A 1,540-nucleotide genomic window follows, 5' to 3' on the forward strand; every position below is an offset into this window, starting at 1 on the left:
ACCCCAGCCCATTGCCAACCCTGCTGTTGATTTGTACCAGTGCGACGATGGCACGACCTCTGGGGTTTTCAACCTTACGGACAATGATGCCAACATATTGGGTGGTCAGGATCCTGCGCTTTTCACGATCAAGTACTACCAGAGCTACCAGGACAGTTTTGACGACACGAACGAGATCTTGGGTGGAGTTCACATCATCGTTCCCCCATCCCCTCAGACCATCTTTGCCCGTATCGAGGACAATACGGGGAGCTGTTTTGATTTGACGGATTTCAAGATCTACTTTAGCCGTGCCATAGCGGGTATCGTTCCCGTGAACGCGAGCTATTGCGATACCAATGGGGACGGGGAGGAGATAATAGACCTTGAAGCTGAGTTCAACCCCTTGATTTTGGACGGCCAGCCCGCCTCCGACTACAATATTACCTACCACCTGAGCCAGGCTGACGCGGATGCCGGCACGGGAGCGTTGGCGATCCCCCATACGGTGCTTGCGCCTGGCCAGCAGATATTCATTAGGCTTGAGAACCGCGACATAGACCCAAACGGTGTTCCCTGTACGGATACTACGCAGAGCGTGATCATCACGATAGATACGCCTCCGACGATAAACATGACCCCGCCGAACCTAATTATGTGCGACGACAACAACGATGGTTTTGCGACCTTTGATCTTGGTCTTCAGAGCACCGTTATAACCCTTGGTGACCCCAACCTGACGGTATCATACCACGGGACGCTCGTGGATGCGCGCAACAATGCGCTGCCGCTGCCCAATTTCTATATCAACGACAGAAGGTACCTGGACTTTCCCAATACCGATCCCCTTGACGTAAACTATGGTACGGGCGGTGTTTGGGCTCGCGTTTCAAGTAGCACGAGCAGCTGTGTCTCCATAGTGCCCTTTGCGCTGGAGGTTCGCTTTTCACCAGTGGGTACAACGCCCGCCGAGCCGCTGAGAAAGTGCGATGACGCTGTGGCCGATGGCATAACGCGTTTTGATCTTACCGTAGTGGAGCCCGAGGTTTTGGGTACCCTAGACCCTTTGGGCTTCGACCTCTACTATTATGAAAATTTTGCCCAGGCGGTTCTTGCCGGTGACCTGGCCATAACGCCGACACCGGACTTTTCACAAGCGGTGGCGGATCCGACGAATTTTTTCAATGCCACCAACCCGCAGACCATCTATATACTGATCGTGAGCAATACGGGCGGTACCATCCCCCCCAACCCCAACAGTGCGGAGGGCTGCTACGACATCGTTGAGCTGCAGTTAATCGTGGACCCGCGGCCGGCAGATCTAGGGCCTTTTGAACTGATGCTCTGTGACGATGAGCTCCAGGGCAGTACCCTTACCGACGAGATTTCGACCTTTGACCTTACCAGTATAGACCCCGATGCGACCAACAACGACCCGAACCTGACTGTGGTATGGTTCTTTAGTTATGCGGACGAGGCGGCGGATATTCCCATCCCGAACCCGACCACATTCCAGAACAGTGTTACCCCACAAACGGTGATCGGTAGAGTGACCTCGGAA

At 54.2% G+C, this 1,540-nt stretch carries 1 pseudogene; it reads left to right on the top strand.

Going from position 1 to position 1,540, the window contains the following annotated elements:
• Positions 1-1,540: pseudogene (locus AEQU1_RS00020) on the top strand (hypothetical protein); the annotation flags it as partial.

Origin of the sequence: Aequorivita sp. CIP111184, assembly GCF_900489465.1 — a bacterium.
GTDB lineage: Bacteria > Bacteroidota > Bacteroidia > Flavobacteriales > Flavobacteriaceae > Aequorivita.